Source organism: Mycobacterium sherrisii, assembly GCF_002102355.1.
Lineage (GTDB): Bacteria > Actinomycetota > Actinomycetes > Mycobacteriales > Mycobacteriaceae > Mycobacterium > Mycobacterium sherrisii.
Map to the genome: position 1 here is coordinate 117,513 of NZ_LQPT01000019.1, position 23,451 is coordinate 140,963.

At 66.2% G+C, this 23,451-nt stretch carries 21 protein-coding genes and 1 tRNA gene; 16 read left to right on the forward strand and 6 right to left on the reverse strand.

Annotated features, from left to right (window positions below; translation table 11 throughout):
- Together AWC25_RS02060 and AWC25_RS02065 are read right to left on the reverse strand one after the other, a co-directional pair.
- Complete coding sequence (locus tag AWC25_RS02060) at positions 1-1,932, reverse strand: fumarylacetoacetate hydrolase family protein (RefSeq protein WP_069398487.1); 1,932 nt, start codon at positions 1,930-1,932, stop codon at positions 1-3.
- On the reverse strand, positions 1,929-4,184 hold the full coding sequence (locus tag AWC25_RS02065) for an ATP-dependent DNA ligase (RefSeq protein ID WP_069398486.1): 2,256 nt from the start codon (positions 4,182-4,184) through the stop codon (positions 1,929-1,931). The genes AWC25_RS02060 and AWC25_RS02065 overlap by 4 nt, the downstream gene beginning before the upstream one ends.
- Positions 4,185-4,313: 129 nt before the next feature.
- Between AWC25_RS02065 and AWC25_RS02070 the strand changes: the two genes are divergently transcribed.
- The 6 genes from AWC25_RS02070 to ku all read left to right on the forward strand — a co-directional run bounded on the left by AWC25_RS02070 (position 4,314) and on the right by ku (position 11,310).
- Positions 4,314-5,843, forward strand: coding sequence for a mannitol dehydrogenase family protein (locus tag AWC25_RS02070; RefSeq protein ID WP_085166272.1), 1,530 nt, complete (start codon positions 4,314-4,316; stop codon positions 5,841-5,843).
- A complete protein-coding gene (locus AWC25_RS02075; RefSeq protein WP_069398484.1) occupies positions 5,840-6,697 on the forward strand; it encodes an HAD family hydrolase in 858 nt (285 codons plus the stop codon). Before AWC25_RS02070 ends, AWC25_RS02075 begins: the two co-directional genes overlap by 4 nt.
- 34 nt (positions 6,698-6,731) lie before the next feature.
- Entirely contained in the window at positions 6,732-8,144 is a 1,413-nt protein-coding gene (locus AWC25_RS02080) for a mannitol dehydrogenase family protein (protein ID WP_069398483.1), read from the forward strand.
- A complete protein-coding gene (locus AWC25_RS02085; protein WP_085166273.1) occupies positions 8,141-9,049 on the forward strand; it encodes a carbohydrate kinase family protein in 909 nt (302 codons plus the stop codon). The genes AWC25_RS02080 and AWC25_RS02085 overlap by 4 nt, the downstream gene beginning before the upstream one ends.
- A gap of 75 nt (positions 9,050-9,124) precedes the next feature.
- On the forward strand, positions 9,125-10,201 hold the full coding sequence (locus AWC25_RS02090; protein WP_244899443.1) for a GGDEF domain-containing protein: 1,077 nt from the start codon (positions 9,125-9,127) through the stop codon (positions 10,199-10,201).
- A 191-nt stretch (positions 10,202-10,392) separates the two neighbouring features.
- Positions 10,393-11,310, forward strand: a complete 918-nt coding sequence (gene ku / locus AWC25_RS02095; RefSeq protein ID WP_085166275.1) for a non-homologous end joining protein Ku — start codon at positions 10,393-10,395, stop codon at positions 11,308-11,310.
- Positions 11,311-11,315: 5 nt separating this feature from the next.
- Here the strand turns inward: ku and pstA are convergent, their stop codons facing one another.
- Genes pstA through pstS form a run of 3 tightly spaced genes read right to left on the reverse strand, consistent with a single transcriptional unit; the run spans position 11,316 to position 14,333 of the window.
- Positions 11,316-12,221 (reverse strand): phosphate ABC transporter permease PstA, encoded by a 906-nt coding sequence (pstA, locus tag AWC25_RS02100; protein WP_069398479.1) that lies wholly within the window; start codon positions 12,219-12,221, stop codon positions 11,316-11,318.
- Positions 12,218-13,234 carry a phosphate ABC transporter permease subunit PstC gene (gene pstC, locus AWC25_RS02105; RefSeq protein ID WP_084229109.1) on the reverse strand — a complete coding sequence of 339 codons (1,017 nt, stop codon included), beginning with the start codon at positions 13,232-13,234 and terminating at the stop codon, positions 12,218-12,220. The genes pstA and pstC overlap by 4 nt, the downstream gene beginning before the upstream one ends.
- Positions 13,221-14,333: a phosphate ABC transporter substrate-binding protein PstS gene (gene pstS / locus AWC25_RS02110; RefSeq protein ID WP_085166276.1), complete on the reverse strand. Its 1,113-nt coding sequence runs from the start codon at positions 14,331-14,333 to the stop codon at positions 13,221-13,223. Before pstS ends, pstC begins: the two co-directional genes overlap by 14 nt.
- A gap of 478 nt (positions 14,334-14,811) precedes the next feature.
- On the opposite strand from pstS, the gene AWC25_RS02115 reads away from it, so the two are divergent.
- From AWC25_RS02115 to AWC25_RS02135, 6 genes are all read left to right on the forward strand, one after another.
- Positions 14,812-15,603, forward strand: coding sequence for an SDR family oxidoreductase (locus AWC25_RS02115; RefSeq protein WP_069398477.1), 792 nt, complete (start codon positions 14,812-14,814; stop codon positions 15,601-15,603).
- A 25-nt stretch (positions 15,604-15,628) separates the two neighbouring features.
- On the forward strand, positions 15,629-16,705 hold the full coding sequence (locus AWC25_RS02120) for an NAD(P)H-dependent amine dehydrogenase family protein (RefSeq protein WP_085166277.1): 1,077 nt from the start codon (positions 15,629-15,631) through the stop codon (positions 16,703-16,705).
- An 88-nt stretch (positions 16,706-16,793) separates the two neighbouring features.
- Complete coding sequence (locus AWC25_RS02125; protein ID WP_085166278.1) at positions 16,794-17,507, forward strand: SDR family oxidoreductase; 714 nt, start codon at positions 16,794-16,796, stop codon at positions 17,505-17,507.
- Positions 17,508-17,582: 75 nt separating this feature from the next.
- On the forward strand, positions 17,583-18,812 hold the full coding sequence (locus AWC25_RS02130) for an Nramp family divalent metal transporter (RefSeq protein WP_069398474.1): 1,230 nt from the start codon (positions 17,583-17,585) through the stop codon (positions 18,810-18,812).
- An 88-nt stretch (positions 18,813-18,900) separates the two neighbouring features.
- Positions 18,901-19,125, forward strand: coding sequence for a hypothetical protein (locus tag AWC25_RS26350; RefSeq protein ID WP_142278653.1), 225 nt, complete (start codon positions 18,901-18,903; stop codon positions 19,123-19,125).
- 125 nt (positions 19,126-19,250) lie between these two features.
- A complete protein-coding gene (locus tag AWC25_RS02135) occupies positions 19,251-19,571 on the forward strand; it encodes a DUF732 domain-containing protein (RefSeq protein WP_069398473.1) in 321 nt (106 codons plus the stop codon).
- Positions 19,572-19,596: 25 nt separating this feature from the next.
- Here AWC25_RS02135 and AWC25_RS02140 read toward each other — a convergent pair whose 3' ends face one another.
- Positions 19,597-19,980, reverse strand: a complete 384-nt coding sequence (locus tag AWC25_RS02140; protein ID WP_069398472.1) for an Rv1352/Rv1906c domain-containing protein — start codon at positions 19,978-19,980, stop codon at positions 19,597-19,599.
- A gap of 157 nt (positions 19,981-20,137) precedes the next feature.
- Here AWC25_RS02140 and AWC25_RS02145 point away from each other — a divergent pair, with 157 nt between their 5' ends.
- The 4 genes from AWC25_RS02145 to AWC25_RS02160 all read left to right on the forward strand — a co-directional run bounded on the left by AWC25_RS02145 (position 20,138) and on the right by AWC25_RS02160 (position 23,422).
- On the forward strand, positions 20,138-21,202 hold the full coding sequence (locus AWC25_RS02145; RefSeq protein ID WP_069398471.1) for a poly-gamma-glutamate hydrolase family protein: 1,065 nt from the start codon (positions 20,138-20,140) through the stop codon (positions 21,200-21,202).
- A 24-nt stretch (positions 21,203-21,226) separates the two neighbouring features.
- Entirely contained in the window at positions 21,227-22,051 is an 825-nt protein-coding gene (locus tag AWC25_RS02150) for an LLM class F420-dependent oxidoreductase (protein WP_085166279.1), read from the forward strand.
- Between the two features lie 54 nt (positions 22,052-22,105).
- Positions 22,106-22,178, forward strand: a tRNA-Arg gene (locus tag AWC25_RS02155).
- A 623-nt stretch (positions 22,179-22,801) separates the two neighbouring features.
- Positions 22,802-23,422: a DUF732 domain-containing protein gene (locus tag AWC25_RS02160; RefSeq protein ID WP_158089718.1), complete on the forward strand. Its 621-nt coding sequence runs from the start codon at positions 22,802-22,804 to the stop codon at positions 23,420-23,422.
- Positions 23,423-23,451: the final 29 nt, after the last annotated feature.

Sequence of the window (23,451 nt, forward strand, 5' to 3'; positions counted from 1 at the left end):
TCAGCTACGCCTGGCCAACCACTCGGCCTGCATGACCAGCAACGCCATCGTCTCCAATTTCGGTGTGTCCGGGTCGAGTTCGCGATAATGCTGATAGACGTTGACCACCACCCGCTCGGCGTCCAGCCAGTCGGCGTACTCGCCCAGGTCGATGGTGTCGGCGGCCTGGGCCCACGACAGTCCGCGGCGATGCGCGTCTTCAGCCTGTTCGGCGACGTGCACGAGATAGCCACGGACGGCACGGATTCCATCCGGGTCGGTCACCGGGCCGTGCCCGGGCACCACCGTCGGCGCATCCAATGCGATCATCGCGTCGCACGCGGCCACCCAATTCGCGATCGGCCCCGCCCACACGATCGGGGTGCAGCCGATGAACAGCAGGTCCCCGCCGAACAGCACCCCCGCATCCGGCACGTGCACGACGGAGTCGGCGGCCGTGTGAGCGGGCCCCAGGTTGTGCAGATCGACGCGTCGGCCGCCGATCTCGAGGGACAGCTCGCGCTCGAACGTCTGGTCGGCGTTACGCAGCCGGATGCCACTGAAATCGAAGGCTCCGAACCGTTCTCGCGTGTACGGTGTCGCGATGGGTCCGAGATTCCCGGTCTGCACCAGGGCCAGCATCGCCGGCGCCATCCCGTGCTCGATCTCCTCCGCGGTGCCGCGGGCGGCGATGATCCGCACCGAGGGATCCAGCAGCTGGTTGCCGTGGGTGTGGTCGCCATTGGAGTGGGTGATCAACGCATGGGTGATCGGCGTCCGCGCGGTAATCGGTGCCATCGCGGTGAGCATCTCGCGGGTCAACGCGAGGTCGAACAGGGTGTCGACGAGCAGCGCGGCACCGTCACCGGCGATCAGCCCGGCGTTACTCCAGCCGTAGCCCCCGTCCGGCAGCGTCCACGCCCACACCCGATCGCCGACCTCGTGCAGCCCGCGGGTGTAGGGCAGCCGGGCGGGCGCCCGGTTGACCCGGACCGGCGCCGGGGCGGCCGCCGGATTGGGCCGGGGAGCCAGGGGGTGCGGCGGGCCGCTGGCGCGAACCGTCTGCCGCGTCTCCCCCAGCCCCTGCACCCGCAGCGTGACGACGTCGCCGTCGCCCAGCCAGCCCGGGAACGCCTCGAGTTCGGTGAGGCTGAGGTGCTCGACGAGCGTGCAGGTGGGCACCGTGCCGGAGCCGATGACGTCACCGGGCATCATCGGCACTCCGCGCGAGACGTAGGAAATGACCTCGGCGAAACTCCAATCCATCTGCGCGGTCGATCCCGATCCGATCACCTTGTCGTTGACCAGCGCCGTCACCTGCAGGTCCAGCTTGCCGTCGCGGTAATAGGGCGCGAGTTCGTCGGGAGTCACCAGGTACGGGCCGAGGGTCACGCCACTGTCCTTGCCCTTGCCCTGCCCGATCGCCAACTGGCCTTCCATCTGTTGCAGGTCGCGCGCGGACCAGTCGTTGAAGATGGTGTAGCCGATGATCGCCTGTTCGGCTTCCGCCACGGTCAGGTCCTGGCCGCGGGTTCCGATGATTGCGGCGATCTCCAACTCGAAGTCCTGCCACGCGCTTCCGGGCGCCGTCGGAACATCGTCATAAGGGCCGAAAACGGTTGCCGGACAGGCGAAGTAGAACGCCGGGATACGGTACCAGGTATCGTTGAGGACGCGTCCGGCGCCCATGGCGGCCTGGCAATTGCGCATGTGGTCCAGGAAGCACAGCGAATCCCGGATCGACGGCGGCCGCGGTATCGGGGCCAGCAGGCTGACGTCACGCAGTGGCACGGGTGCGGCGCGCAGGGCCTGTTCGCCGGCCTCGCGTAACCCCTCGCCGCCGCGCGTTATCAAGTCGAGCAGCGTCGCCCCGGCCGGCGCCGGATGGATCGCGTCGCCGGACAGCACACCGGCCCGCTCGCCGTCCGGCCCTCGGAATGTCACCCATTTCATTCGCGCACCACCTCGCTTGGCTTCTTGTCCGGCCGCAGTCCGCGCCAACTCGGTTGGCGTAGGCGATTGTCCGGGGTCCATTCGCTGTATCGAACCTCACCCACCAGCACCGGCTCGACGAAGGTCACGCCCTTGGCGTCCCGGGTTGGCAGGCGCGCGTCGAACGGGGATTCGGCGGTGTGCAGCGGTGCCAGCTCCTTCTTGAGGTTGGCCAGATCGCGTTCGGTGAAGCCGGTGCCCACCCGGCCGACAAAGCACAGCCCACCGTCGCTCGGAATGCCGACCATCAGCGACCCGATGCCGCTGCTGCGCCCGCCCTCGCCGGCTTTCCAGCCGCCGATGACAACTTCCTGGGTGTTCCAATGCTTGTCTTTGATCCAGGACGCCGAGCGTCGGCCGGGCTGGTAGGTTGAGTCGCGCTTCTTGGCGACCACACCCTCCCAACCACGGGCGAGGGAATGTTGGAGCGCGTCGGCGCCGTCGCCGGGCAGCAGTTCGGGAACTATGAGATCACTTGCGCTGGACAGTGTTTCCAGCAATTTCCGGCGATCGGAATACTTAGCGCGCAGCAGCGAGCGGCCGTCGAGGTAGATCACGTCGAATGCCCAGAATTCGACACGGCTGCTGCGGCCGCGGTTCTGCATCGCGTGGAAACTGGGTACGCCGGATTTGTCCAGCACCACCGCCTCCCCGTCGAGCACCACGTGATGGTCAGCCAAATCCTCTGCCAGAGACCGCAATTGGGGGTACTCCCCGGTTACATCGCGACCGCTTCGAGACCGTGCCCGCACGGCGCCGTGATCCGCCTCGACCAACAGCCGGTAGCCGTCCCATTTACCTTCGAAGGCCCATTGGGTGGCCTTTAATTTCGTCACCGAGCCGTGCGTTGCGAACATCGGTGCGATCTCATCGAAGTCGAAGACATGCTGGTCTTTCATCCGGTGCGCCAGCCACTGGTCACCGTTGGTTCGGATCAGCGCGTAGCGCCCCGAGATGCGGCTGCCGTGCAGATTCACGATGACTTCGTCCTCGCGGAACTTCTCGGCGTCGTAGGTGCCGGCGTCCCAGATGACCACCTTGCCCGCGCCGTACTCGCCCTTGGGGATGGTGCCCTCAAACGACCCGTATTCGAGCGGATGGTCTTCGGTGTGGACGGCGAGGTGATTCACGGAAGTGGTCTCCGGCAGGTTTTTCGGCACCGCCCAGGACACCAGCACCCCGTCGCGTTCCAGCCGAAAATCATAGTGCAGCCGGCGAGCGTGGTGCTCCTGGATGACGAAGGTATTACCTTGGCCCGCAGCAGGTTTGGCATGGGGCACCGGCTCCGGGGTCTTCGACGCGTCGCGCATGCTGCGATATTTGGTCAGCCGGTCTGCGACCGGCGCGTCCGCGTCCAGCGGTGCGAGCAGGTCGCCGTCGCGGGCGACCCGGTCGAGCACCTCCTCGTAACGCAGCTGGCGTAGCTGCGGATCCTCGAGTTCCTCCCAGGTGCGCGGCGCGGCCACCGTCGGATGTTCGCGGCCACGCAGCGAGTACGGCGCGATCGTGGTTTTCGAGCCGTTGTTCTGACTCCAGTCCACGAACACCTTGCCGGCGCGCAGGCTCTTGGTCATGGTCGAGGTCACCAGCTTGGGCATCGTCTTTTCCAGTTGCTGGGCAATGCGTTTGGCGAGCACGCTGGCCCCGGCACTGCTCACGGGTTCAGCCAGCGGGGTGTAGAGATGCAATCCTTTGCTGCCGCTGGTCACCGGAAACGTGGTCAATCCGATATCGGTGATCAGCTCTCGTACGGCGTGGGCGACCTTGCACAGTTGTGGCATCGTCACCCCGTCGCCGGGGTCGAGGTCGAACACCAATCGTGTTGCCGGACCGGGTGTGAGCTCCTCGGCCTTGCTGCGCGTCCACTGCGCGACGAATCGCCATTGCGGCACGTGGACCTCCAGCGCGGCCTGCTGGGCGATCCAGGCCAGTCCGTCCACGCTGTCGATGATCGGATACGTCGTCGTTCCGGAGCGGTGGGTGACGCTGGCACGTGCCAGCCAGTCGGGCGCCGACGACGCCAGTTGCTTCTCGAAAAACGATTCCTGCTCGACCCCGTTGGGCCAACGCTTGCGGGTCGCGGCGCGGCCCGCGATGTGCGGAATCATCACCTCGGCGATGCGGGTGTAGTAGTCGAAGACGTCGCGCTTGGTGGTTCCGGTCGCCGGATACAGCACCTTGTCGGCATTGGTGAGTTTCACCCGCGGTGCCATGGTGACAACCTACGCGTTTCACCAGTGTTACGACCCTGACCTGGAGGGATGCGGTCGATCATAATTACCCGCTGTGACCTGAACCACGACGCGTTTAGATCGCCCCCTAAACCGGGGCACAGGAAGGCAATGTTTGATGTCATCCCCTCCCCGTGGCGTCCAAAAAACGGCGTCCCACTCAGTGAAGCGACCCTGCAATTGCACGCGACCCGAGTCGACGTGCCCACCTACGACCGTTCGGCCCTGTGCCCGGGGGTGGTGCACATCGGTGCGGGTAATTTCCACCGCGCACACCAGGCCGTCTACTTCGACGACCTCGCCCGCTCGGGTATCTCGAACCGCTGGGGAGTCACCGGGGTGAGCCTGCACTCGCCCGACGTCAAAGATCTGCTTTCGGCACAAGATGGGCTTTACACCGTGGTGCAGCGCGGTCACGACCGTCAAACCGCGCGCGTGGTCGGGTCGATCGGCGCCGTGCACTACGCGCCCAGCGACGGCGCGGCGGTCCGCGCCGCCCTGGCCGACCCGCAAACCCGCATCGTCAGCCTGACCATCACCGACAACGGATATTTCTTGAACCCGGTCACCGACGAATTCGACGCCGAGCATCCCGATGTGCGCGCCGACCTGATCGCTCCCGGCGGCGGCTACGCCACCGCGTGGGGATACCTGGCCGAAGCACTCGATCGCCGCCGCCGCGCCGGCGTCGCGCCGTTCACCGTGCTGTGCTGCGACAACATCGCCGCTGACACGCGACCCGCCAGGACAGCTCTGGTGTCGTTCGCCGCGCTGAAGAATCCTGGACTGGCCCGCTGGATCGACACCCATGTCGCCTTCCCGTCGACGATGGTCGACCGGATCACCCCCCAAACGTCGAAGTCGGAGCGCAAATTCGTCGAGCAGGCCTTCGGGGTCGCCGACAACTGGCCGGTTGTGACCGAGCCGCATCGGCAGTGGGTCATCGAGGACTCGTTCAGCAACGGGCGGCCACCGCTGGACGAGGTCGGCGCCGAATTCGTTGCGGACGTGCGCGACCACAAGCTGATCAAGACCCGGCTGCTCAACGGAACCCATATCGCGCTGGCCTGTCTGGCCACGCTGGCCGGGTACCAGCGCACCGACGAAGCAATGCGGGACAACGTCATCTTCGCCTATGTCGAGAAGCTGCTCGGCGACGAGGTTCAGCCGCTGTTGCCCGCCGTGCCCGGGATGAACACGCCCGAATATCGCGGCACCTTGCTCGAGCGGCTCAGCAATCCGCGCATGAGTGACCAGCTGTCGCGCCTGGCCCGGCGCGGCACCAACAAGATCGCGACGTTTGTGCTGCCGTCGCTGCAGGAGGCGATCGCGCAGGGCCGCCCGCACACGCTGCTGCTGCTGGCCGTCGCCGGGTGGGCCCGCTACATGCGCGGGCACGACCTGAAGGGCCGCAAACTTCGCCTCGAGGATTCGCAGGCGATCCCGGTGGCTAGGTTGGCCAACATGGCACGACGCAACCCGGACCCGCTGCTCGGGCATGAGATGTTCGCCGAGGTGCGCGGGGTGCCCGGCTTCGCCGAGCGGCTGGGCGCCATGATCGCCGACATCGACGAGCGCGGTGTGGTTCCCACGCTGCGCGAGGCGCTGCGCAACGGCGAGCGGGAGTTGGTGGCGCGATGAGCGACGGTTTGACCTTCGTGCGGGCATTCGACCCGGCACCGCTGACGACCCTGCTCTGCGACGCCGACGACAATCTGTTCGCCTCGGAACGGCCCGCGTTTGAGGCATCGACCGAGGTGACAAATCGCTTCCTGGCCCGCTTCGGCGTCCGCGCGCCGCTCAGCTCGGAGGAGTTGCGCAAGCGCGCGGTCGGGAAAAATTTCCGGACCACCGCGCTCGACCTGGCGATGCAGTGTCAGGTGCCGCTCGAGCAAACGCTGGCCGAGGGCCGGGCGGGGGCGGTGGTGGCATCGCTCGACGACCTGGCCGACGGCCGTGGGTTGTCCGCCGAGGAGCTCGAGCGGTGGGTGCGCGACGAGCGGGAACGGGTGACCGCACATCTGGGGGTCACCCTGACCCCCGACCCGCGGGTAGTGGAGCCGCTGCGCGACCTGGCGGCGCGGTACGCCCTGGCCGCCGTCAGCTCCAGCGCCACCAAGCGGCTGCGCGCCTGCTTCGCCGCCACCGGCCTGGACGCGCTGATCCCCGATACGGCCACCTTCAGCGCCGAGGATTCGCTTCCGGTGCCCACCAGCAAGCCCGACCCAGCGGTGTATCGGCATGCGGGCCAGGTGCTCGACGTCGACGCGCACCAAGGCCTGGCCATCGAGGACTCGGTGGCCGGGGTGACATCCGCGGTCGCCGCCGGCTATGCCACCGTCGGCAATCTGATGTTCGTGCTGCCCGACGAACGGGATTGCCGCCGTGCGGAATTGGTCGCGGCCGGGGCGGTCGCGATCACCGATTCGTGGCGTGCCCTGGCCGATGTCCTGCTGTTGTCGGCCACGCCGACCGGCACTGCCCAACACCGTTGACGATCCGGGCCGTAACCCGGGGAGGAGTTAGCCAATGGTGGCTGGCGCGGTCAATCTGAACAATGCAGCACTGGGGCGGTTGTCCATCGAAGCCCCTCGCTATGCGCGCGACAGCGTCGGCGTCGGCATCGCGCACATCGGGGCCGGCCATTTTCACCGGGCCCATCAGGCGATGTACATCGAGAGGTTGCTACAGCAGGGGCTGGCGCAGGAATGGGGCATCTGCGGTGTGGGCGTGATGCCCGCCGATTGGACGATGCGTGACGTCCTGCGCGATCAGGACGGGCTCTACACGCTGATCCTCGTCAAACCCGACGACAGGCGGGAGGCGCAGGTGATCGGATCGATCATCGATTACCGCTATGCGCCCGACGACCCGGAGGCGGCGTTGGCGGTGCTCGCCGCGCCCGCCACCCGGATCATTTCGCTGACCATCACCGAGGGCGGTTACCGGGACCCGGACGGGCCCGCCTTCACGCTGATCACCGAGGCCCTGCAGCGGCGTCGGCAGCGCGGAATCGCGGCACCGACGATCGTGTCGTGCGACAACATCGAGAGCAACGGTGAGATCGCGCGGCGAGCGGTGCTGGCCAATGCCGAAAACCGCGATCCGGGGCTGGCGCGCTGGATCGCCGACGAGGCCCGCTTTCCGAGTTCGATGGTGGATCGCATTACCCCGGCCACGACCGTGCAGATGGCCGAGAATGTGCGCCGCGATTTCGGTGTCAACGACCGCTGGCCGGTGGTGGCCGAACCGTTCGCCGCGTGGGTGCTCGAAGACGAATTCGCCGACGGCAGACCACCATTGGAGCGGGCGGGCGTCCTACTGGTCGACGACGTCGCACCGTACGAGCTGATGAAGCTGCGGCTGCTCAATGCGGGGCATCAGTGCCTGGCCTACTTCGCCCACCTGTGCGGCTTCGAGTTCGTCCACGACGCCGCGCGCGATCCGCTGTTCGCCGATTTCTTGCTGGGCTACTTCGAATCCGAGGCCATCCCCACGCTGCCGCCGGTTCCCGGCATCGACCTCCACGACTACAGCCGCGCGTTGATCGAGCGATTCACCAACGCCGGCGTCCGCGACACCGTGGCACGGCTGTGCGCCTACTCCTCGGATCGCATACCCAAATGGCTGGTGCCGGTGATCAACGACAACCTCGCCAACGACGGCCCGGTGCGGCTGGCGGCCGCGGCGGTGGCCAGCTGGGCGCGCTACGCCGAGGGCATCGACGAGTGGGGCGAACCGTTCGAGGTCGTCGATCAGCTCGCGGACTCGCTGATTCCCATCGCCCGCACGCAATATGAGAACCCGACGGCCTTTATCGAAATCACCGCGGTGTTCGGGAATCTCGCTGCGCAGCCGGCCTTCGTCCAGGCGTACCGCTGGGCGCTGGAGTCGTTGCACGACAAGGGCGCTCGCGCGACGTTAGAGGCGTTGGTGCGATGACCCGCGCGCTGGTGATCGGCGAGTCGCTCATCGACATCGTCGGCGGCGACGAACACGTCGGCGGCAGTCCGCTCAACGTGGCAGTGGGTCTCGGCCGGTTGGGCCGCGACGTCGACTTCCTGACCCACATCGCCGACGACCCGCCCGGCCGGCGCGTCGCGGAATACCTGAAACAATCTGGCGTGCAACTGGTTCCGGGAAGCGTGACCGCCGCCCGCACGCCTACCGCGGTGGCCGAGATCGGCGCCGGCGGATCCGCGACCTACACCTTCGATCTGCAGTGGCAGCTGTCCGGCACGCCGGAAGTCGCGCCGCCGCTGTTCGTGCACACCGGATCGATCGCCGCGGTGCGCGAGCCGGGTTGCCTGGCCGTTGCGGCGCTGCTGGACACCTACCGGGTGTCGGCCACGGTCACGCTGGATCCGAACGTGCGCCCATCGCTGAGCCCCGACTCGGATCTGGTGCGCCGGCGCATCGAGCACCTCGTCGAACGCGCCGACGTCGTCAAGGTCAGCGACGAGGATCTGGCCTGGATCGACCCTGAGCGCGCACCGGAGCAGACGGCGCGTGCCTGGCTGGCGCTGGGCCCGGCGGTGGTCGCCGTGACGATGGGCGCGCGCGGCTGCCGGGCGTTTTGCGCCTCGGGTGAGGCGCACGTGTCCGCCCGGCCGGTCCGCGTCGTCGACACCATCGGCGCCGGCGACGCGTTCATGGCCGGTCTGCTCGACGCGTTGTGGGACCTGAACCTGTTGGGCGGGGACCGGCGGGCCGCCCTGGCCCGGATCCGGGTGGACGAGCTGACCTCGGCACTACAGGCCGCGGGGCTGGTGTCGGCGTTGACGGTTGGCCGCGCCGGCGCCGACCTGCCGGACCGGGCCGCGCTGCGCGCCGAGCGGCCGTCGTGACGGCCCGGCTACATTAACCCCGGATGCACCGGGGGTAACAGCGTCGGCGAACACCAGGAGGTGTGGGCGAGTCCCGTGGTCAAGCAGCCGGATCAGTTCGACTGGGTCAGCGCCTACCTGGACGGGCATGGCCTGCTGAACCCGTGGCGGCGCATATCGGCCGTGTTCATCGTGTCTTTTGCGGCCTACCCCCTGATCATGTTGTGGAGTCCGACCGGGCCGGTGAATCCGGTGGCGCGGGCCGTCACGATGGTGGCGGCGGGCTTCGGCATCGCCGGCGCGGGCCTGCGCTGGAAGCGTTGGCCGACGCGATGGCAATCCAGCGGTTGGTCACTCGTGGCGATCGCCGGCATCGCCGCGGCACTGTTCACGCTGTCGGATCCGTACGTGGCGTTGATGGGCGCCACGACCTTTGCGCTACTGGGCGGCTACATCGCCTACTTCCATGCCGTCGGGTACCTGCTGGTCAACCTCGCCGTGGCGCTGGCGTGCGTGGCGGTGCTGTCGTATCGACTCGTTGCCGAAACCGGCGACGTTGCCCTCGCCGCAGGGTCGCTGATCGTGGTGCTGGGCCTGGTCGTCGGCGTCCCGGTCGGCATGCACTCGCTGGTGCACACGTTGCGGACCGATCTGCAGGGCTCCGATCGTGACCCGCTCACCGGCCTGCACAATCGGCGCTCCTTCAGCAACTCGGCCTCCGAGCTGATCCGGGTTCATCGCCACACACTCGGCTCGTACCTGGTAGTCGCGCTGATCGACCTGGACGATTTCAAGCGACTGAACGACACCCACAGTCACGCCGCCGGCGATCAGGCCTTGGTCGCCGTCGCCGCCGCATTGCGGCAAAGTTGTCGCGCGACCGCGGTAATCGGTCGGGCCGGCGGCGAGGAGTTCGTCGTCGTCGATATCGAGACCACGCCGGCCCCCGTGGGCATGGCCGAACGGATCTGTGCGGCGATAGCCGCGCTGCCCTTCGAGATCACCGCGAGTATCGGCACGTCGGGTAGCCCGCTGCGCACCGGAAAGCTGCCGACGGCCATGCAACTCATCGAGGATCTGATCAGGACCGCGGATGCCGCGATGTACCAGGCCAAACGCGCCGGCGGCAACCAGGTCCGCCACTATTCCGACGAGGTGCCCGCATTCGACTGACAACCTCCGGCCGTCGGTGTTGGTGAGCGACAGGGGTTGACGGTCAACAGGTTTCGTTCCGGGAAACCGCGCACCGCCGACCCGGACCCGCGGCTGCCCCAACGGCCGGGCCCTGAGCCGACCCAGTGCTCGCCCCGCTTACAAGGCCTGTCGGACTGTTTTGCCGGCAACGGTATGGGCATACTGGCTGCATGCGTTCCATCTGGAAGGGTTCGATCGCATTCGGGCTCGTCAACGTGCCGGTCAAGGTGTACAGCGCCACCGAGGACCACGACATCAAGTTCCATCAGGTGCACGCCAAGGACAACGGCCGCATTCGCTATCAGCGGGTGTGCGAAGTGGACGGTGAGGTCGTCGAATACCGCGACATCGCGCGGGCCTACCAATCCGACGACGGTCAGATGGTGATCATCACCGACGACGACATCTCCACCCTGCCCGAAGAACGTAGCCGCGAAATCGAAGTGCTCGAGTTCGTCCCCGCCAGCGATGTCGACCCGATGTTGTTCGACCGCAGCTATTTTCTCGAACCCGACTCGAAGTCGTCGAAATCCTATGTGCTGCTGGCCAAGACGCTCGCCGAGACGGATCGGATGGCCATCGTTCACTTCACGCTGCGCAACAAGACGCGGTTGGCGGCGTTGCGGGTGAAAGACTTCGGCAAGCGTGACGTGATGGTCATCCATACCCTGTTGTGGCCGGACGAGATCCGCGACCCGGATTTTCCGGTGCTGGACAAGAAGGTCGAGATCAAACCCGCGGAACTCAAGATGGCCGGCCAAGTGGTGGAGTCGATGGCAGAAGACTTCAACCCGGACCGCTACCACGACACCTACCAGGAACAGCTGCACGAGCTGGTCCAGGCGAAACTCGAAGGCGGAGAAGCGTTTACCACCGAGGAGCAGCCCAAGGAGCTGGACGAGACCGAAGACGTCTCCGACCTGCTCGCCAAGCTGGAGGCCAGCGTGAAGGCCCGTTCCGGCAACGGGGAGGCACCCGCCAAGAAGACGGCCGCCAAGAAGGCACCCGCGAAAAAGACGGCAAAGAAGACGGCAGGGAAAAAGGCCCCGGCGAAGAAGACCGCGGCGAAAGCGTCGTCACGCTCCTGAGGCCGTCAAGGCCGGCGCAGGTTGGCCAGAAATCGGAACGCCGCCGCGGCGAAGTTGATCGCGGCCACCATGATGATCAAGGTCAGCGCCGCACCCCAAACCCGCAGGAAGCCCGCATGCTGCGGGTTGGTTAGCTCGGTGTAGATCAGCAGCGGCAACGATGCCATGTTGCCGTGGAAGATGTCGAGGTTGATCGACCGGCTGTAGCCGACCAGGATCAGCACCGGCGCGGTTTCGCCGATCACGCGCGCGACCGCCAGCAGGACACCGGAGATGATGCCCGGCATCGCCATCGGAAAGACGATCCGCACAATGGTTTTCCACTTGGCAACACCCAACGCGTAACTGGCTTCGCGTAGTTCGTCAGGTACCAGCCGCAGCATCTCCTCGGTGGAGCGCACCACCACCGGCAGCATCAGCAGGACGAGCGCCAGCGATACGGCAAACGCGCTCTGCTGAAGTCCGAACGTGGCGATCCACAGACTGAAGATGAACAGCGCGGCCACGATCGAGGGAACCCCGGCGAGCACGTCGACCATGAAAGTGGTCACCCGCGCCAACCGACCGGAGCCGTATTCGACCAAGAACACCGCCGTCATCAAACCGAGCGGCACCGCCAGCGCGGCGGCCACCCCCGCCTGGACCACGGTCCCGTACAAGGCGTGGTAGACCCCGCCCGCGAATTCCTCGGGCAGCACCCCCCGCAGCGAGTGCGTCCACCAGCCCGGCCGTGTGACGGCGTAGCCGCCTCGTGCGATCACCACCGCAAGCAACCAGATCAACGGCACCAGGGCGACGGCGAAGGAGGCGAGGAAAAGCGTTGTCGCGAGGTGGTTTTTGATCCGCCGTCCCAGGCTCAGCGGTTGCAGGACGGTGAGCTTGACGGGTTGGCGCAGGCTGTCGATGCTCACGCGTTGACCTTCCCGCCGGCGACCGCGCGTGCCGCCGCATTGACGACGAACGTCACGACGAACAACGCAAAGCCCGCGGCAATGTAGGCCCCGGTGGGCAGCGGCTCGCTGAACTCCGATGCCGCGGAGGCGATTTTCGAGGCGAACGTGTACCCGCCGTCGAACAGCGACCAGCTGCCCGGTCGGGCCGCCGCCCGCAAGATGATCAGCACCGCAACGGTTTCACCCAGTGCGCGACCCAGGCCCAGCATCGACGCGGCGACGACTCCGCTGCGGCCGTACGGCAGCACGGTCATCCGGATCACCTCCCATCGGGTGGCACCGAGCGCCTGAGCCGCTTCCATCTGGATACGCGGGGTCTGCCGAAACACTTCGCGCGCAACCGAAGTGATGATCGGCAGGATCATCACCGAAAGCACGATTCCGGCCGTGAAGATGGTGCCGCCTCCCGCCAGGGACACGTTGCCGCTTTTGAACAGAAAGATCCAGCCCAGGTGGTGGTTCAAGAACTCGGCGATCGGCTGCAATTTGGGAGCCAGCACGAAGATCCCCCACAGCCCGAAGATGATCGACGGCACCGCGGCCAGCAGATCGACCATGGCGGCAAACGGGCGGGCCAACCGGGCCGGTGCGTATTGGGTGAGGAACACCGCTATCCCCACCGCGACCGGCACGGCCAGCACCAGGGCACTGACCGAACTAAGCACCGTCACCATCAGCAAGTCGCGGATACCGAACGCCAGCTTCGCGGGACTGCTGGTGTCGAACTCGGCGCTGGTGAAGAAGTTCGCATGGTTGGCCCGCAGCGCGGGGATGGCCCGGACCAATAGGAAGATCGCGATCAGCACGATCGCGGCCACTATCGTCGACCCGGCGGCGATGGCGATCAACTTGAACACTTGATCGCCCCGCCGGGCCGCACGCGCGTCAAATGTCGCCAGGATGCGCTCTGTCCCGGATGGATTGACGCGCGGTCGATCGACCACTACGAGCTCGGGGTCACGAGATCGCATTCGCCGCGGCCGACAGTCTCGACCCGAACGAGTCCGGAATGGGAATGTATCCGTTGTCCGCCAGACCGTTCTGACCGGCGCCGATGGTGCTTTGCAGGAATGCCTTCACCGCGGCGCCAACCTGGGCGTCGGGGTACTTCGAGCAGACGATCTCGTAGGTCGCCAGGACGATGGGGTACGCCCCAGCCTGGCTGGGCCGATAGAACGAGATCGTGTCGAGCACCAAGTCGTTGCCCTGCCCGGTGATCGAGGCCCCGGCGATCGTCTTGCCCACCGAGTCGGTGCTGATCGCCACCGGGTCCGGGCTGGCCGAGGTGACGATCTTGGCCATGTTCAGATGCTGTGCCTGGGCGAACGACCATTCGTTGTAGCTGATGGAGCCGTCGGTTCCCTTGACCGCCGCGCTGCTGCCGTCGTTGCCCCTGGCGCCTTCGCCGACACCGCCGTTGAATTTCTTGCCGGCACCTTTGCCCCACGCGCCATTGGACGCGGCGTCGAGGTATTTCTGGAAGTTGTCGGTGGTGCCGGACTCGTCGCTGCGAAAGACGACGTGAACCGGCTGGTTGGGCAGGGTAACCCCGCCATTGAGCGCCTGAATCGCGCCGTCATTCCAGGAGGTGATGCTTCCGTTGAAGATCTTCGCCAGCGTCGGGCCGTCGAGGTTCAGCGACGAAACCCCACTGATGTTGTAGGTGACCGCGATGGGCCCGAACACCGTGGGCAGGTTCCACGCCGGCGAACCGCAGCGCTGTTGCGCGGCCGCGTACTCGTCGTGACTCAGCGGCGAGTCCGAGCCACCGAAATCTGTTTGCTTGCCGGTGAATTCGTGAATGCCGGCACCCGATCCGTTCGGGGTGTAGTTCAGCGTCTGGCCCGGGCAGGCCTGCTCGAACGCCTTGACGAACCGGGTCATGGCGTTGGCCTGGGCCGTCGACCCGCTCGCCTTCAGCGTTTTGGCGCCCCCGCAAGCCACCTTCCCCGAGGACGCACTCGTCGCCGAGCTACCTCCAGACGCGTTGTTGTCACTGCCACATCCCGAAATGACGAATGCCCCTGCAGCCAGCACGCCTACTAAGCCGCCAAACCGGTTGAGTTTCAAGTCAGTTCCTCACCTTTACGATTGAACGCCACGGCCCTGGCCGCAGCAGCCTACAAAATCAACCGTCTGAGTCGCGAACATGAAGCCACAGTACGAACAGGTTAACGCTCGGCAAAACTTGGCGGGGTCGTCGCCCCCGAGCAGACGGTGCACACCGGGTGACAATCGTGGTGTTCGGCCGACCGGGAGGAAAGCGCCGTCCGAATGAACGACGGTCGCGCCGGGCCCGCACACCCAGTGCGAACATCGGTTGTCCGCCAGGGTCTTAGCGAGGCCCGGTAAGACATGGGTGGACGATTATCGCCGTCGATCCCGGTGACGCCGATAATCGTGCCGGACATTGCGCAGAATTACGCGGAATCGGTCGATGCATCATTACCGGCATATGCCAAACTAGAACCTGTTTCAGAAATGCCCCGATCCGAGACGGACAGTCTTATTTCCGTTTCGGCCGACACCTCAACGAAGAGAGGCCGTAATGATCCTGGATAGGTTCCGTCTCGACGACAAAGTCGCCGTCATCACTGGTGGGGGCCGGGGACTGGGGGCGGCGATCGCGGTGGCGTTCGCCGAGGCGGGCGCCGACGTGCTCGTCGCATCGCGGACGGAATCTCAACTAGAGGCCGTCGCCGAACAGGTCCGGGCGGCGGGCCGCCGGGCCCACACCGTCGCCGCCGATCTGGCACATCCCGACGCCACCGCCAAGCTGGCGGAGCAGGCGGTGCAGGCCTTCGGACGACTCGACATCGTCGTCAACAACGTGGGCGGGACCATGCCCAACACCCTGCTCACCACCTCGACGAAAGACCTCAAGGACGCCTTCACCTTCAACGTCGCCACCGCCCATGCGCTGACCGTCGCGGCCGTGCCGTTGATCCTGGAGCATTCTGGTGAGGGCAGCATCATCAACATCACCTCGACCATGGGCCGGCTGGCCGGGCGCGGATTCGCCGCCTACGGCACCGCCAAGGCCGCGTTGTCGCACTACACCCGCTTGGCCGCGCTCGATCTGTGCCCGCGCATCAGGGTGAACGCCATCGCCCCGGGATCGATCCTCACCTCCGCGCTGGACGTGGTGGCCTCCAACGATGAACTGCGCAAGCCGATGGAAAAGGTGACGCCCATGCGCCGTCTCGGCGATCCCGTCGACATTGCCGCTGCGGCAGTGTATTTGGCGTCGCCCGCCGGCAGCTTCCTGACCGGCAAGACACTCGAGGTTGACGGGGGTCTGACCTTCCCCAATCTCGACATCCCCGTCCCGGACCTGTGATCAGCCGCCAGTGAAGGAGCCCCTTATGCCCATTCGCGTCGTCCAGTTGGGCACCGGCAATGTCGGTATCCACGCGTTGAGAGCACTCATCACCAACCCCGCCTTCGAGCTCACCGGCGTGTGGGTGTCCTCGGATTCCAAGGCCGGCAAGGATGCGGCGGAGCTTGCCGGACTTGCGGATTCGACCGGCGTGCTGGCCAGCACCGATCTGGATGCCGTGCTGGCCACCGGGCCGCAGTGCGCGGTGTACAACGCCCTGGCCGATAACCGGTTGCCCGAGGCGCTCGAGGACTACCGCCGGGCGCTGGCGGCCGGCATCAACATCGTTGGCAGCGGCCCGGTCTTTTTGCAGTATCCGTGGGAGGTCATCCCGCAAGAGCTCATCCAGCCGCTGGAAGATGCTGCCCGCGAGGGCAATTCGAGCGTTTACGTCAACGGCATCGATCCCGGCTTCGCCAACGATCTGCTGCCGTTGGCCCTGGCCGGCACCTGCCAGAACATTCAACAGGTGCGGTGCATGGAGATCGTCGACTACGCGACCTACGACAGCGCCGAGGTGATGTTCGACGTCATGGGATTCGGGAAGCCGATGGACGACATCCCGATGCTGTTGCAACCCGGCGTGTTGAGTTTGGCGTGGGGATCGGTGGTCCGGCAGTTGGCGGCGGGACTGGGCGTCTCGCTCGACGAGGTTACCCAGGAATACGTCCGGGTGCCGGCGCGCGAGGATTTCGATATCGCGTCGGGGCACATCGCCGAGGGCACCGCGGCGGCGCTGCGCTTCGAAGTGAAGGGGATGGTCGACGAGCGCCCGGTCGTCGTCCTGGAACACGTGACCCGGCTGCGCGAGGACCTGTGTCCACAGTGGCCGCAGCCTGCCCAGCCGGGCGGGTCCTACCGCGTCGAGATCACCGGCGAACCGTCGTACGCCATGGACGTCTGCCTGGGTAGCCGCAAGGGCGATCACAACCATGCGGGATTGGTCGCCACCGCCATGCGGGTGGTCAACGCGATCCCCGCCGTGGTGGCCGCCCCGCCCGGGATCGTGACCGCTCTCGACCTTCCGCTGATCACCGGCAGGGGGCTGTATTCGCCGGAGTGATCCAGGCCACGGCATGAACCGTGCCGGTTCGACGTTGCCCTGTTCGACTGTCCCGGCCGAAGGGGCAACGGGGCCGAAGGGGAACGCGATGTCGAAGCGGCGGGTGCTGGTCACCGGGGCGTCGAAGGGAATCGGGCGTGCGGTGGTCGACCGCCTGGTGGCCGACGGCCACGAGCCCATCGGATTGGCGCGCAGCGCACCGTCGGACTTTCCCGGCGAGTTTCGCGCGGTGGATTTGGCCGACCGGCAGGCGACGGCGGCCGTGCTCGAGCAGATCGTCGCCGACGGCCCGGTCGACGCGGTGGTCAACAATGTCGGGCTGGCACGGTTCGGCCACATCGGCTCGGTCGATCTGGACGATCTCTCGCTCGCCTACGACATGAACGTGCGCACCGCGGTCCAGGTGGTCCAGGCCGCGCTGCCCGGCATGGTCGAGGCGGGATGGGGACGCATCGTCAACGTCAGCAGCCTGACGACACTCGGCGTGGCCGAACGAACCCCCTATGCCGCGGCCAAGGGTGCTTTGGAGACGGCGACTCGTATCTGGGCGCGCGAGCTCGCGCCGTCGGGCATCACCGTCAACGCGGTGGCCCCGGGCCCGACGGAGACCGAGATGTACCGCGAGCGCAGCCCCGTCGGATCGGAGCGCGAAGCCCTTCTGCTCAGGGGCATTCCGCTGCAGCGCGTCGGCACTCCCGCCGAAATTGCCCACGTGATTTGCACATTGCTGCACGAGGATGCGGGCTACGTGACCGGTCAGATCATTCGGGTCGACGGCGGCGGCAGCATCGGCGCCACCTAACCCCGGCGCGCCGCAGCCGCAGGTATCGGATACCCTCACTTTTTCATTCGGTAATGCGGATCGAAGGTCGGTCAGTTGACGCAGGACACCCGGGCCTCGTTCAAGGCAAGCTGGTATTTGCTCGGGCCGGCATTCGTCGCCGCCATCGCCTACGTCGATCCGGGCAACGTCGCGGCAAATGTCAGCTCCGGCGCGCAGCTGGGTTATCTGCTGCTGTGGGTAATCGTCGCTGCCAACGTGATGGCCGGGTTGGTGCAATATTTGTCGGCCAAACTCGGGCTGGTGACAGGACGGTCGCTGCCCGCGGCGATCGGTAAGGACATGGGCCGCCCGCTGCGGCTGACCTTTTGGGCACAAGCCGAAATCGTCGCGATTGCAACCGATGTCGCCGAAGTCATCGGCGGAGCGATCGCGTTGCGGATCCTGTTCGGGCTGCCGTTGCCGCTCGGCGGGGTGATCACCGGGGTCATCTCGATGCTGCTGTTGGCCATCAAAGACCGCCGCGGACAGCTCATCTTCGAACGTGTCATCACCGGATTGTTGCTGATCATCGCGGTGGGGTTCGCCGCCAGCTTCTTCGTCACCACCCCGCCGCCGGGTGCCATGCTCGCCGGCCTGGTGCCCCGGTTCCAGGGCACGGAAAGCGTGCTGCTGGCGGCCGCCATCCTGGGCGCCACCGTGATGCCGCACGCCGTGTACATGCACTCCGGCCTAGTGCTGGATCGCCACGGGCATCCCGAGCCCGGCCGCGAACGGCGCTGGCTATTGCGGGTTACCCGCGTGGACGTGGTGTTGGCGATGGCCGTCGCGGGGACGGTGAACGCCGCGATCTTGCTGGTCGCCGCGATCAATCTGCGCGGGCAGCAAGACATCGCCTCGATCGACCGGGCCTACAGCGCGATCCACGGCACGCTCGGCCCGACCATCGCGGTGCTGTTCGCGGTCGGCCTGCTCGCATCGGGCCTGGCGTCCTCGTCGGTGGGTGCCTACGCCGGCGCCATGATCATGCAGGGCCTGCTGCATCGATCGATACCGATGATGGTGCGCCGATTGGTCACGCTGTGCCCGGCCGTGGCGCTGCTGGCGTTCGGACTCGATCCCACCCGGTCGTTGGTGATCTCCCAAGTGGTGCTGTCCTTTGGTATCCCGTTCGCGGTACTGCCGCTGGTACGGCTCACCAGCAATCGCAAGCTGATGGGCGACGACACCAATCACCCCATCACGACTGCCATCGGCTGGGCGGTCGCATTGTTGGTCACGCTGCTGAATGTGGTGCTGATCTATCTGACCGTGCAGGGGCGGTAGGCAATGCTTCGCGCTGCGGGACAGCCAACCCGATGAGATGCTGCTTCGAACGCATCCAGAGCACATCCAGAGCAAAGGACCCCACACCATGAAAGCTCGAGTAGTGATGGCCGCGGTCGGGACGGCGAGCGCGGCGCTGGCCGCTGCCGTCATGTGGAGCGCCCCGTCGGCCTCGGCCGAGACCCCCTACTGCAGTGGACTTGGCAACCCCCAGCAAGTCCACGAATGCAACTGCGGATTCGACTTTGCTCCGGGCACTCAGGAACTTCACGATTGCTTGGCCGGAAACGCGGTCCCGGCGCCCAAACCGTAAAGCAGCCGACGCGCCTTGTGGTCTGGCACAGGATTCGCCCAGGCTTTTTCGGCTTTTCATTTGCCCGCCGCTTCGAGCGCGCAAACTGACGCGACCCGCACGACGACGGAAGGGAAACGCGTCCCATGCCCGCACCCCTCTGGCTGGCACGACTAGCGGCCCCCTTCCTGATCGGCACCGCCCTGGTGACGACCGCGGCAGTGGCGGCCGCCGACGCGGTCGACGACGGATTCCTGGTCAAGATGCGCGGCCTCGGGTTCAGCTGGCCGCCCAATGAGGACAACGACATCATCCTGATGGCGCACCATATTTGTGCCGACCGGTGGAATGCCTGGTCGTCCCAACAGATTGCCGACGACGTGCACAACACATTGGGCCCGCGCGGCGTCAGCTTCGGTGACGTCGCGGCGATGGTGAACCTCGCCGTGGCCACCTATTGCCCGTAGCAGTGTCCGTAGCGCCGGGCGACCGTCAGCCAACCTTGGCCCACGTGCCGCAACCGCGGGTCACGAAGGCGGTGTCCGTCGGCAGGATCGCGACCACCTGCTGGCCATCGCCGACGCTGTTGTCGATCACATCGCTGGTATTCAGGCTTCTCAGCCGAGCCCAGTAGCAGGAAGAGCCGCCGTCGGTGCGATAGGTGCCCGGCGCGATGTCGGTGTTGACCAGGAAGGTGCCGTTTGCCGGCATCGTGGTCTTCGGTCCCGGCGGCGGTGGCGGGGTCGCGGTGACCGTGACGGTGTGGGTGACCGGTGGCACGGTGGATGTCACGGTGGTGGCCGTCGGGTTCGTTGTGTCGCCGCACCCCGCAAGGGCGGCGACCACGCCGATGATCGCGATGAGCTTCCCTCGCATGGAAAGCTATTTTCCCGTCGACATTGCCGGGCCGCTCGCAGGGGCCTTCCGAATCATTTGCGCGACATCCGGCATTTCGACATGCGCCTCCTTTTACATAGCTATGCGAAGCACATAGGCTCAGCTCGTGCCAATTTGCCCAACGGTGAGCAGCTGAATGCGGACGCGCCGGCATGCTTACTTCGCATATGGGTCGAACCTGTGCGTCAAGCAGATGGCGCGGCGCTGTCCCGACGCGGCCGACCCGCGGCCGGCAGTCTTGTCCGACCATGAGTGGCTGATCAATCAGCGCGGCGTGGCAACCGTCGAACCGATCGCCGGCACCGAGGTGCACGGCGTGCTCTGGCAGGTTTCCGATCACGACCTGACCGTCTTGGACAGCGCCGAGGGTGTTCCGGTGCGTTACCGCCGAGACCGGCTGACCGTGCACACCGACGGCGGGCCGTCACCGGCGTGGGTGTACATCGACCACCGGGTGACTCCCGGACCGCCTCGTCCGGGTTACTTGCCAATCATCATCGACGGCGCGGTCCAGCACGGGCTTCCGCAACGTTGGATCGACTATCTGCGGCGCTGGGATCCGGCGAACTGGCCGCGCCCGGCTGCCGCTAGATCGTCGACCGAGGCTGGGCCACAGTCGCTTTCGGAACTGCTGAGCGCGCCCGGGGTGGTCGAGCAAAGTCGACTGCGGTCGCGGTTCGGCTTCCTGGCCATCCACGGCGGCGGGCTGGAACAGATGACCGACGTCATCGCCGAACGCGCGGCCGAGGCGGCCGGCGCGTCGGTGTACCTGGTGCGGCATCCCGACCGCTACCCGCACCACTTGCCGTCGTCGCGGTTCGACCCCGCCGAGTCGCCCCGGCTGGCCGAGTTCCTCGACCACGTCGACGTCGCCGTCTCGCTGCACGGCTACGGCCGCATCGGGCGCAGCACACAGCTGCTGGCCGGTGGCCGCAACCGCGCGCTGGCCGCGTGCCTCGCCCGGCACATTCAGCTCAAGGGCTATGCGGTGGTCACCGACCTCGACGACATTCCGATGGAACTGCGGGGGTTACATCCGGACAACCCGGTCAACCGGGTACGCGACGGCGGCACCCAGCTGGAGTTGTCGGTTCGCGTTCGGGGTCTCAGTCCGCGCAGCCCGCTGCCGGGTGCTGATGGCCTGTCGTCGGTCACGTCTGCCCTGGTGCAGGGCCTGGTGGCCGCGGCTCGCTCCTGGTAATTGTTTGGGCTTTTGATACGGAGGTTGATGGTGGCCAAGGACTTTCGCTTTGGGATGAGCATGCGCTTCTACAAATCACGCGAGGCGCTGCTGGACAAGGCCAAGCGCGCTGAAGACGCAGGATTCGACATCCTTTGTGTGCCCGATCATTTGGGTGCAGCGGCACCGTTCCCGACCCTGACCGCGGTCGCGATGGCCACCACCACGCTGCGGCTGAGCATGTACGTGCTCAATGCCGCGTTCTACAAGCCGGCCCTGCTCAGTCGCGACATGCAAGCCCTCGACTTGCTCAGCGACGGTCGGCTCGAGATCGGTCTGGGAACCGGCTACGTGCGCGAAGAGTTCGAAGCCGCGGAGATCCCGTATCCCAGCGCGGGCGCCCGGGTCGATCACCTCGAACACATGACGAAGTACCTCAAGCAACACCACCCGTCGACGCCGCTGATCATCGCCGGCAATGGCGACCGGGTGCTAACCATCGCGGCCCGCAACGCCGACATCATCGGGTTGACCGGTTCCAAGGTGCGCGCCGTCGACGACCCTTTCGCCGAACGCATCGACTTCGTCCGCAACGCCGCCCGGGACCGCTTCGATTCACTCGAGCTGAACCTGGCCATCACCGCAATGCCGCGGGTCGGTGAGACCGAGCCGGATTTGAAGCTGACCCGCAGTTACGCCCCGGACCTGTCCGACGAGCAGATCCTTTCCCAGCCCGCGGTGCTCAGCGGTTCGCCCCGCGAGATTGCCGATACCTTGCTGGGATATCGGGAGAAGTACGGGGTGTCCTCCTTCACCGTGCAGGACAACAACATCGACAACTTCGCCAAGGTCATCGCGGAACTGCGCTGACAAACTGCGGCAATCGGTCCTGGGTTTGCCGTCCCGGTATGCTCAGGCCCGTCCGCCCTCGTAGCTCAGGGGATAGAGCACGGCTCTCCTAAAGCCGGTGTCGCAGGTTCGAATCCTGCCGGGGGCACTTTTGTCATGTATTACCTCGGGTGATGCTTGGCATATCTATGTCGGGTGACGGGCGACAGTGTTTCGGTTGATGCTTGACAGTTACTTCGGTTGATCCTTGACACTCCTAGATAAGAAACCCACCGCACCGCGATGAGGTCTACGCCGAATGTGACTTCGTCTCAAGATATTTGACGCGCTGGCGGGTCGGCCACAGGTGAGTCACACGCGAACTACAGGTACCTCCCAACCAGCGCGCAGCCCCTCGTAAGTTCTGTGGTTCATCCTCAAATCAAGTTGAACAAAACAGGCGTAGCGAGCCGGTCGCCACGTCAGCGTGGCATTGATCCATCGCGCCGTCGCCAAACACTGGCCCAAAACAGGTAGCGGACCGTGCTCATGCCAACGAATGGTGCTCGCAACCGAGCGGGTTGGCGAACGTCAATGCGATCCCACACACTTCTACGCCCCGGCATACGGCCGGGTGCCGGTTACGCGGTACTTCGACCGCGCCGTGGCACGTCCGTCCCGGCGGCCACGGCCTTGGCTGTGAACTCTGACTCAAACGCCGGCCTCGCATCACTGCGCGGCGCGGTCGCCTCCCCGCAGATAACACCCCTCGCAGAACGGAAACCCCTAACCATGTTCACTGGCATCACCACTCGCGTCGGCTCCGCAGTTACCGCCTTTGCGGTGCTAGTCGGCGCCGCAATGCTGCAGGCGGGCACGGCGGCGGCCAGCCCCAGCCAGGATGACAAATTTCTGGCGCTGCTCACTGAAGAAGGCATCCCGCCTGTCTCGGGCGTGCCGGCACTGATCGACACAGCCCACCAGATCTGCGGGTTGCTTGGCGGGGGCAAGTCGCCGGATGCGGTAGTACGGGCGCTGGTGAACAACGCTGACGCGGTGACGCCGGGGGCCGACCCGGGCAGGCTCGCACGCAGCGAGACCCTTTTCCTCAAGGCCGCGGTGGCGGCCTACTGCCCAGGCAGCCCCGCAGGATGGAATGGGCAGCACCGGTTTGTACTTGCGTCGTTTTCGCAGGGAGTTTCCGAACCCGCGCCGGGTCCGGTCCCGCGGGTCCCGAACGCAAATCGACTGATTTCACCGCACGTGCTGGCGCCCGCGCACCCGCCGCAGCGGCTACCTCAGGTCGTCGGAACCCCGCCCGGCCAACGTGGCGGCGCCGGTTCTGGCGGTGGTGTTGGCGGCCCTACCACCAAGCCACCCTCGGAGCCGGGCGTCATCACCCTTGCACCCTGAAGGCGCAATCGATCTCTGCCACAGGCGAT